This window comes from Saccharibacillus qingshengii (genome assembly GCF_013185195.1).
In the GTDB taxonomy this organism is placed as follows: domain Bacteria; phylum Bacillota; class Bacilli; order Paenibacillales; family Paenibacillaceae; genus Saccharibacillus; species Saccharibacillus qingshengii.
Genome location: NZ_JAAZWC010000030.1, coordinates 44479 through 52993 on the forward strand (window position 1 = coordinate 44479; position 8515 = coordinate 52993).

10 protein-coding genes are annotated in these 8515 nt (G+C 54.5%); 1 reads left to right on the plus strand and 9 read right to left on the minus strand.

From position 1 onward, the window contains the following. Positions 1 to 53 precede the first annotated feature (53 nt). From HRQ60_RS19965 to HRQ60_RS20000, 8 genes are all read right to left on the minus strand, one after another. Complete coding sequence (locus tag HRQ60_RS19965; protein ID WP_172199293.1) at positions 54 to 815, minus strand: tRNA1(Val) (adenine(37)-N6)-methyltransferase; 762 nt, start codon at positions 813 to 815, stop codon at positions 54 to 56. A gap of 70 nt (positions 816 to 885) precedes the next feature. After that, positions 886 to 1266 carry an initiation-control protein YabA gene (locus HRQ60_RS19970; RefSeq protein ID WP_172199296.1) on the minus strand — a complete coding sequence of 127 codons (381 nt, stop codon included), beginning with the start codon at positions 1264 to 1266 and terminating at the stop codon, positions 886 to 888. A gap of 32 nt (positions 1267 to 1298) precedes the next feature. Beyond that, positions 1299 to 2099 carry a PSP1 domain-containing protein gene (locus tag HRQ60_RS19975; protein WP_172199299.1) on the minus strand — a complete coding sequence of 267 codons (801 nt, stop codon included), beginning with the start codon at positions 2097 to 2099 and terminating at the stop codon, positions 1299 to 1301. Between the two features lie 167 nt (positions 2100 to 2266). Continuing rightward, positions 2267 to 3247: a DNA polymerase III subunit delta' gene (gene holB, locus HRQ60_RS19980; protein WP_172199302.1), complete on the minus strand. Its 981-nt coding sequence runs from the start codon at positions 3245 to 3247 to the stop codon at positions 2267 to 2269. A 187-nt stretch (positions 3248 to 3434) separates the two neighbouring features. Next, positions 3435 to 3878, minus strand: a complete 444-nt coding sequence (locus HRQ60_RS19985) for a YaaR family protein (RefSeq protein WP_172199305.1) — start codon at positions 3876 to 3878, stop codon at positions 3435 to 3437. Between the two features lie 183 nt (positions 3879 to 4061). Next, entirely contained in the window at positions 4062 to 4391 is a 330-nt protein-coding gene (locus tag HRQ60_RS19990; RefSeq protein WP_037286068.1) for a cyclic-di-AMP receptor, read from the minus strand. Positions 4392 to 4534: 143 nt separating this feature from the next. Further along, on the minus strand, positions 4535 to 5176 hold the full coding sequence (gene tmk / locus HRQ60_RS19995; protein ID WP_172199308.1) for a dTMP kinase: 642 nt from the start codon (positions 5174 to 5176) through the stop codon (positions 4535 to 4537). Between the two features lie 154 nt (positions 5177 to 5330). Next, a complete protein-coding gene (locus tag HRQ60_RS20000) occupies positions 5331 to 6899 on the minus strand; it encodes an aminotransferase class I/II-fold pyridoxal phosphate-dependent enzyme (protein ID WP_172199311.1) in 1569 nt (522 codons plus the stop codon). Positions 6900 to 7096: 197 nt separating this feature from the next. On the opposite strand from HRQ60_RS20000, the gene HRQ60_RS20005 reads away from it, so the two are divergent. Further along, entirely contained in the window at positions 7097 to 7627 is a 531-nt protein-coding gene (locus tag HRQ60_RS20005; RefSeq protein ID WP_172199314.1) for a hypothetical protein, read from the plus strand. Between the two features lie 108 nt (positions 7628 to 7735). On the opposite strand, the gene HRQ60_RS20010 is transcribed toward HRQ60_RS20005, so the two are convergent. Beyond that, a complete protein-coding gene (locus HRQ60_RS20010; RefSeq protein ID WP_172199317.1) occupies positions 7736 to 8134 on the minus strand; it encodes a hypothetical protein in 399 nt (132 codons plus the stop codon). Positions 8135 to 8515 lie beyond the last annotated feature (381 nt).

The window sequence follows — 8515 nt, forward strand, 5'->3', positions numbered from 1 at the left end:
TGACCGGCGCATCGCTTCAACCTGCTTCTCTCTAGGCGAATCACCAGGTTGGATCAGCGTGCACTTTTTCCGTAATAAATCGTCATAATTTCTTCACAGTATTCGCCTTGTTCGTTGTATACGATCAGCGGCGGCAGAATACGCATCTCGGGCTTGCCGTCGCGCAGGCCTTCCACCAATACCATATTGGCTTCCATCCCTGCCCGCGGATGCACGAAACGTACCCGTTTCGGCTCAATCTTGTACTGCCGCATCAGCGTCAGAATATCCGCCAAGCGATGCGGCCGGTGCACCATCGACACTTTGCCGCCCTGCTTGACGAGTCGACCGCAGGCCTGGACCACATCTTCAAGCGTGCAGTGAATCTCATGCCGGGCAATCGCTTCATGCCGGTTCGCTTTGATCTCGCTGCCAGTCAGCGCCGTATACGGGGGATTCACCGTCACAGCATCATACATGCCGTGTCCCGCCGTTTCATGGAAAGTCTTAAGGTCTGCCGTATGGATCTTGATCCGATCCTGCAGACGGTTCATCGTGATACTGCGCTGCGCCATATCCGCCAGACGCTCCTGAATCTCCACACCCTCGATCGAAGCCTTGGTCCGTGTCGACAGCAGCAGCGGAATCACGCCGTTGCCCGTACAGAGATCAAGCACGCGCCCGCGTGCCGGGATCGAAGCAAACTGTCCCAACAGCACGGCATCCATCGAAAAACTGAACACTTCGGGACTTTGAATGATATGCAAATTCTGCGTCAGCAGATCATCGACGCGCTCCCCTTCATGCAGGGGAACATTTTCATATTGTTTTTCCATCTTTCAAACGCTCCTCTTTCAAAAAAAAGCCGCTGGCAAAAAACGCCGCGGCTTTCAGGCTGATTCCGGTTTATTTATTTAAAAAAGACAGGCAGAACAAGCAATCGCCCTCTGTACGCAGATGGCCGTAGTACACGTTGCAGATATGGAATCCTTCGTGATACAAGCGGGCCAGGTTGTCGTACCCTTCGCCAACCGTGTCGCTCGCTTCCTCATCTTTCTTGATCGGTTCGCTGAGGACATTGAACGGTTCAAGGCGGGCACCGGAGATCGATTCTACCGGGGCTTCCCTTTTCAAGATCTTCCGCAGACGTTCATTTTCGGTAAGCAGCCGATGATTATCTTCCATCAGCTCTTTGACCGCCTGCTTCATTGTGCCAAGTTCGTCCTTAAAGCTTTCCACTTGTGTTTCCATCTCGTGTATTTGCGCGAAGACATTTTTCTTCTCCAAGTAAACTCCACCCCAGAGCGGTTCCGATTGACTTACTTGACGACGATGTCGTCCATGGACAATTCTTTCACCTTGCTGACCTCGAACAACTGCACATGCACCATCCGTTTACCGGCATTGATGCCGACGACCTTGCCTTCTCCGAGCGAAGTGACGACCAGCTTGCCGACGGCAGGCATTTCTTCCTTCGTTGCCTCGTAGTTATCGTGCTCAAACTTCAGACAGCACATCAATCTTCCGCACAGACCCGAGATTTTGGTCGGGTTCAGCGACAGATTCTGATCTTTGGCCATCTTGATCGATACCGGTTCAAAATCGCCCAGCCAGGAAGAACAGCACAGCACTCTTCCGCACGGTCCGATTCCTCCGAGCATCTTGGCTTCGTCGCGAACCCCGATCTGCCGAAGCTCGATCCGGGTCCGGAAAATACTGGCCAGATCCTTGACGAGTTCACGGAAGTCGACACGGCCTTCGGCCGTAAAGTAGAAAATGATCTTGTTGCGGTCGAATGTGTATTCCACATCCACCAGCTTCATTTTCAATCCGTGATCCTTGATTTTATTTATACAGGTGGAAAAAGCTTTGCGGGCGGCTTCCTTATTCTCTTCCACCACGCGTGCGTCCGGTTCGCCGGCGATACGAATCACCCGCTTAAGCGGAAGCACGACATCGCTCTCCTGCACCTGTTTCTTTCCGACGACAACCTTGCCGTACTCGACACCCCGCGCCGTTTCTACAATCACGCATTGTTCCTGCTCGATCGGAAACTCCAGGGGGTCGAAATAATACACTTTGCCCGCCTTCTTGAAGCGGACTCCGACTACACTGTACAAAGCTAAACCTCCCTTGCGCGCATTCAAAACGTTCGGCTTCGGGCTTGTTCGCCCGGACCTCTTGCTCAACGTCCTGGCTGCTCCGGTTCCTTGACCGCGCCGCGGCTTCGTCTACCGAACCAACAAACCGACTCCGGCCAAGGGCCCCGTTTCTTGACCGATGCCGGTCAGGAAACCAGATTAACCAAAAACTGCTCAAGACAAAGCTGGTTGTTCATGTTGGATTTGAGCTTTTTTTTGCTGTCTGCGGTCATGGACATACTCGATATCCAGTATTCCGCACTGCGGGAACCTGCCACTTGGGAGATAAACTCCAGCTGATCTATGAAAACGATGTGCTCGCGCCGTTCCGATTGAACGTAAATCATATCTCTAAACCACAAATGGAAAAGATCGAACAGGCTGTCGAGATGCTCGCCGAGCCCCGCCTTGAACACCTGCTGTTGGGCGGTAACGAGACTTGCGCCATTTCGGCCGATCGAATCCTTCCCTAATTGTATCACTACATTTCTTATTTCTGCAAACCAATTCTCTGCTGCAAGCGCTTTGCATTCCTCGGGTCCGGGAGTCAGGTAAGCGGCGCAGCGCGCGGCCGGAGTCGCCAGCCCTTCAGCGGCCAGTTCACCGAGAATAAACTCCGCTCCCATAGCCGTAAAAGGAACCAGCTGTACCCGCGAGCGGATAGTGGGCAGCAGCGTTTGGGCATTTTCCGCCAACAGGATCGCCACGGCCGGAGCCGGAGGCTCTTCCAGAAATTTAAGCAGACTGTTCGATGCCTGCACGGTCATCTTGTCGGCTTCATCAATGATATATACTTTGCGGCCGTTCGAACCGGAGCGATAAGAGAACATCTTCTGCAGCTCGCGAATCTGTTCGATCTTGATCGAGGCTCCATCGGGGCCGATAGCCTGCAGATCCGGATGATTGCCGTGCTCCACCTTGCGGCAGCTGAGGCATTCGCCGCAGGCGTCGCCAAGTTCCGGTCCCCGTTCGCACAGCAGCGCCTGGGCAAACGCATCCGCTGCCCGCCGCCGCGCGCTTCCGCCCGGACCGCTGAACAGATAGGCATGCGAGATCCGCCCGCTGCGCAGGCTGCTGCCGAGCATAAGCTTGGCGGTCTCCTGACCGCCGATTTTTTGTAAAGACATCAGGGTGGGTCTCCTTTATAGGAGCTCGCCTTATTCGAATTCGCTCAGGTTGTTTTCCTACGGAAAGCCAAAAGTCGCTCATTCGAATAAGGCTCGCTTGGTGGTTGGAATACGTACAAAACAAATGGATAAAAGAATGACGCCGCATAGCGGCGTCATTTCATCGGAACACAATCAAGCAGCTGCTTTAGAACAGCAGATTCATGAGCAGTCCGCGTACTTCGCCGATCTGCTCCAGCAGACCGATACGGCCTTCTTCGCTTGCGAGCAGTTCGTCGGCCATCGCCAGCAGCTTGCCGTCGATTTCGTCAATCAGCTTGTATCGCTTGGTTCGGCCCAGACGGTCCCACCCTTTGGTGTCTTTCATGCCGACTCCGCGGCGAACGGTATCTTCGAGGAATCTTTTTACCATCGTCCGGTACGCTTTGAGCTCGCGAATCGTCATGGACCGGGCCAAACGGTCTCCCTGCCGGTTAATTTCCTGCATGCGGCGGCCAAGCTCATCCTGCGTAGCCTGCGCTTCCTGATGACGAACGGCGTCGGCAAAGCTGCGCTGTTCGACCGGACGTACATTCGTTTCCGACGTAATCGGCGTATTGTTCAGGGGACGAAACCCCGGGTTGATTTTCATCGCTTATCCCTACCTTTTTATCCGTGAAGACGAGCGGTCTCCTTCAGGAGAACCGACTTCGCTCCAGGGCCGGCTGTCCGCCGGTGAAATGGTCGTTCCAACAGTCACTGCAAACAGGGCTTGTTTTTGGACGGCCGGCAGGACAGCCCTTGCTCCATACAATCCTCTACGGGAACGTACGGCTTAGAAATGTTCGAAACGGTCAACCGGAAGCACGAATACCGTCGCACCGCCGACCTGCACTTCGACCGGAAGCGGCAGATACGAATCTGTCGTCCCGCTCATCGGCGTAACCGGCGTCACGAGCTGCTCACGCACTTTACAGCTGTTGCGAATAACGCTCATCACGGCTTCGACCTGGCTGTCATCCACCCCGATGAGAAAAGTCGTATTTCCCGCTCGCAGGAAACCGCCCGTACTGGCCAGCTTCGTTGCCCGGAAATTCGATTTGACCAACTCGCCCGACAGACGGTTGCTGTCTTTATCCTGCACGATCGCGATAATCAGTTTCATCCGTGATCCCTCCCTTTCGATTGGACTTTCCGCTTGTAGACGGAAAAAGTCGTATGTGTCATATTCGACACCGCCGCGGCAAAATCCTGCCTAACGGATACGGAAAGGTCCGTTTTTTCAAAAAATCACGCGTGCGTCCAAGGTTAGAACAGAAGATCATCCAATACTCTTTTTATATCGGCAAAAACGGCCTTTTCGTTTTGCGAAGCGTCCACTGTGGTGAACTGCCCCTCATATTCGCGAATCAAATGCAAATAACCGTCGCGAACCTTGCGGTGAAAATCTTCCGCTTCCAGATCGAGGCGATTGATCTCGCGCCCGTCGTTCTTCTCATGGATGCGCTGCAGACCGATTTCCGGCGGCACATCGAGATAGATGTTCATATCCGGCCAATATTCGAACCCGTCCACATTGATCGCCAGCTTGTTGATATCCAATACGGCTGCTCCCAGTTCCCGGCCGTAGCCTTGGTAGCTGAGCGACGACATCACATAACGGTCGCAGATCACGGTCTTGCCCGCCTCAAGTGCCGGAATGACTTTCTGCAGCAGATGTTCCCGGCGCGCCGATGCGTACAGCATACACTCGGTCAAACCGCTCATGGCATTGTCCACATCCAGAATCACGCTGCGGATCTTCTCCGCTACACTGACGCCGCCGGGCTCCCGCGTAGAGATAAAGTCGGCTCCACGCTCGCGCATATACCTTTCGATATTACCGATCTGCGTCGTTTTGCCGCTTCCATCTGGCCCTTCCAACACTATAAACTTACCCGAATGCTTCATGTTTGGTTACCGCCTTCTGTCATTTTGTGCTGATTCTTGGGGCAAATCGCTAAAAAAGAATCCGCCGTCTTCCCTGACTGCCGAAGGCAGCGGGATTTTGCGGGAAAAAGGAGATTTGACGCTGAACGCTGCGCTTGTTGGCAGAGCCTCCGCTTTATCGTTTCGTTACCTGCAGCCGCTTGAGCGATCCGTCCGCCGCTCCCTGAAAACGTGCCCCGGTTTCGCGCAGCCGCAGCAGATGCGCGGCGACTTCTTCCGAGATGCGTTCCCCCGCATATACAAGCGGAATACCCGGCGGATAAGGGACAATCATCTCCGCGGCCGTTCGTCCTGCCGCGTCTTCCAGCCCTACGGCTTCCGAAGCTCCTGAAGGCCGCAGGTCAAAAAGAACCGGTTCCGAGATCGCAGAAGCCGTCGGCTGCGGCAGATTGGCCGCACCTTCGGCCCTGCTGACGCGCGCTTCCTGCGCGATAACCTCCGGCTGCGCCTGAAGTTCGCACTGCAGTTCCTGCAGCGCCGCGACAAGCCTCCCGGCATCGTCCATGCCGGAGCCGGCTCCAAGCGCCAGCACCGTGCGGCGCTCGTCGCTCATTTCCGCTATGCAGCCCGCGGCCGCCAGCCGCTGCTGCAGCGCGTAGCCGCTCAAGACTCGCCGTTTGTCGTAGACGGCGATCTTGAGCGGATCCTGTTCGGCGTAGGCGCGCGTAGCGCCGCCGCCGAACCGATTGTCGCGCCGCCGCGAAGCCGGCGCGCCCTCTTCGGAATCGTCCGGCAGCTCCGGCCGGACGATTCCGAACCGCTCCATCCGCCCCAGCTCGCGGCGGATAAAAGCGGCAGCTTCCACGGCTTCGGCGAATGCCCCTGCGCCCCGGCGCTGGGTTTCGCTGCGCGCCAGATCCAGCGAAGCCATGATCGGATACGACGGACTGGAACTCTGGATCATCGCCAGGCGTTTGCGAAGCAGCCCGCGATCCAGCAGATCTCCCTGTACATGCAGCATCGCGCCCATCGTCAGTGCGGCAAGCATCTTGTGCGTCGACTGCACGACGCCGTCCGCTCCTTCTTCAAGCGCGGAAGCCGGAAAAGCCGGATGCAGCCCGTAATGGGCTCCGTGCGCTTCGTCCACGAGCAGCGGGACACCCTGCTTATGACAAGTTTCGGCCGTTTCGCGCAGAGACCGGCCCATACCGTAATAATTCGGCCGGGTAACCAGCACGCATCGCGCCTGGGGATACCGGACTAACGCTTCTTCCAGTGTCCGGTCCTCCGGCAGTATGGCCAGCCCGCTGCGGGGATCGTTGTCGGGAGCTATGAATACCGCCTGTGCTCCCGCCAGCATGAGTCCGTTCAGTACCGACTTGTGCACATTTCGCTGAACAATCAGCACATCTCCCGGTTCTCGGCATACGGTCAGAATCAGAGCGAGATTGCCCACCGTACTTCCTCCCACCAAAAAGAACGTCTCCTCCGCTCCCCAAAAATCCGCCGCTTTTTGCTGCGCTTCACGGATCACGCCTTCCGGGTCATGCAGATCGTCCGTTCCTTCGATTTCCGTTGCATCCATCTTCCATATATCCGAGAAGCCCGCCGGCATGCCACCTGGCCGATCCCGGTAAAAATGTCCGTCCTTATGGCCCGGCACATGAAAAGAAACTTCTTCACGCGCCGCGTAACGGAGCAGCTCCGCATACAGCGGGGCATCCTGGCTGTCGAACCCGTTCATGCCACGCCTCCTGTCTTTTCGTTCCCACTCTTTCCATTGTACCCGATTTGAACCTTCTCCTGCACCGGATTTTCCGCTCTTCCCCTACAGCGAAAGCAATTTTCAATCTTCCGATTGCCGCTTCGATGCGTTATGATAAGAAGAGCCGAATTTCCATTTTGGAAACGTGTGATGAGAAAGAGGAAGGAAGGTCGGACATGCTCGAGCAACAGCGCGAGAACGGGAACGCCACGATCTATCAATATCAGCTTATCAAAAAGTCTCATATCCCACGGCCGCTTATGCTGCTGTATTTATTGTTTCCTATTCCCGCCCTGCTTGCCGGAACGTTCTGGTTTTCCTGGCATGCCGTCGTTTATATGCCGATCGCTTTTTTCTTTGTGCTCTGGATCCATTTTGTCGTATGCAATTCGGTACTTCTGATCCGCGGTCCGATCTATCGCAAAAAGTGGCGGCTGCGCTTCTCCGGCGTCTGGTTCGGCTTCCTGCCCGATCAGCATACCGGTTCTTCGGTAATCCAGCAGGTGCTGATGCAAAGTTTATGGATCGGATTTGTGTTCATCGGAGTTCTGGCCGCCTGGATTCCGCTCGCGCTTACGCTGGCTCTGCTGTTCTGGCATTTATGGTTTATGGCTCCGCGGATTTCGATACTGCTCGGTATGCGCGGACAGCGCAAAGACATCATGGTCAAACTCAACGCTCAAGACATCTCGTATTACGTTCAATAGTCGCTTTTGCATACAATCAAAGAAAGACCGGGCCCGACTATTCAGTCGGAAGCACCGGTCTTTTTTATTCAGCTTCTATCCCTGTTTCGCTTACATCTTCTGCGGCTCTTAATTTTCTTTGGGAACCAGCACCGTCAAGTAGCTGCCTTCAAGCGATAAATGCACGGTTGTATTGCCTTTCGAAAAAATCAGGATCGGATTCGCTTCTTCCCTATTTTCTTGATCCGTCTCTTCTGTCCATCCCCAGGCCTTGATGGCATTCAGATAAGCCGGCGGAATCTGATCCAGGCTATCCAACCCGGGTACGGAATATCGTACGTAACTCATTTTTGTATTATCGGCCGTTACATCTGTTTTACTCGCTTCTTTCGGCACGGGAAAGCTTTCTTCAATCGTTGCACCGTTGTAAACCGCCCAGGACGAAGGCTCTTCCGAGGTGCATCCCGCTAGAAGAAGAAGTGAACTGCAGAATAGGCAAAAGGCAAACGCAAACACCTTTCGCTTCATATTCAATTCCCCCTTACATCGCTCTGCGCCATTCTTTGCGAATCTCCATATAGTTCTTCTCTCCCGGTTCTAAATTCCCTGCTTATAACCGTGAGTCCCCCAGAAAAACCGGCGATTCTTATGCGAATTTCGACTTTTACCGGGATTAAAAGACGTTAAAAGACTTTTAATCCATTTCACCATTATACCTACTATCTAAAAGTGAACGGTTACAAATCTGTCATCGGCTCTTTGAAACCTCTTATAAGCCAAGTATAGTTACCTAGACAGCGTCTTTGGACCTACTCCTCATTGCTTTTCTTATACAAAAAAAGCCTTTACCGCGATTGCGGTAAAGGCTTTTTCTCTTCGGCTTGGCAGCTTCCTACTCTCCCAGGACCC

Coding starts and splice junctions, on each gene's coding strand:
- HRQ60_RS20005 (WP_172199314.1), top strand. CDS start 7,097: ATGCTCGAGCAACAGCGCGAGAACGGGAACGCCACGATCTATCAATAT.
- tmk (WP_172199308.1), bottom strand. CDS start 5,176: ATGAAGCATTCGGGTAAGTTTATAGTGTTGGAAGGGCCAGATGGAAGC.
- HRQ60_RS19990 (WP_037286068.1), bottom strand. CDS start 4,391: ATGAAACTGATTATCGCGATCGTGCAGGATAAAGACAGCAACCGTCTG.
- holB (WP_172199302.1), bottom strand. CDS start 3,247: ATGTCTTTACAAAAAATCGGCGGTCAGGAGACCGCCAAGCTTATGCTC.
- HRQ60_RS20010 (WP_172199317.1), bottom strand. CDS start 8,134: ATGAAGCGAAAGGTGTTTGCGTTTGCCTTTTGCCTATTCTGCAGTTCA.
- HRQ60_RS20000 (WP_172199311.1), bottom strand. CDS start 6,899: ATGAACGGGTTCGACAGCCAGGATGCCCCGCTGTATGCGGAGCTGCTC.
- HRQ60_RS19985 (WP_172199305.1), bottom strand. CDS start 3,878: ATGAAAATCAACCCGGGGTTTCGTCCCCTGAACAATACGCCGATTACG.
- HRQ60_RS19965 (WP_172199293.1), bottom strand. CDS start 815: ATGGAAAAACAATATGAAAATGTTCCCCTGCATGAAGGGGAGCGCGTC.